The following is a 300-nucleotide window of genomic DNA, read 5'->3' as shown; positions in this document are numbered from 1 at the left end:
CGCCTGATTCAGCTTTATATCGCCGTCAATGCCGGTTACCGGACGGGTGGTGGTTCTTTTTCCCTTCGCGGTTCTGCCGGGCACGCCCCCCTTAATCAGATTCTCCTGCACGATATTAAAGGCGGTCCACAGGTCGGTGCCTTTGTCATACCAGGCGCGCGGCTGAATAATACGCTCAGCGGATACCGGCGGCTCTTTCCCGTCATATTTATATTCCAGCGCCAGCTGCCCCAGCAGGCGGCGTTCTTCGCTGTTAACCTGAATACCTTTCATCATGCCGATATTATTTTCCACCTTATC

1 protein-coding gene is annotated in these 300 nt (G+C 54.0%); it reads right to left on the bottom strand.

The features are described from left to right. Positions 1 to 300: DUF932 domain-containing protein (locus IBT54_RS24950; RefSeq protein ID WP_201253335.1), on the bottom strand; the 300-nt coding region annotated here is incomplete at both ends.

Origin of the sequence: Pantoea sp. S62 (assembly GCF_016658625.1) — a bacterium.
Classification (GTDB): domain Bacteria; phylum Pseudomonadota; class Gammaproteobacteria; order Enterobacterales; family Enterobacteriaceae; genus Pantoea; species Pantoea vagans.
This window is presented reverse-complemented; position numbering and strand designations above follow the sequence as displayed.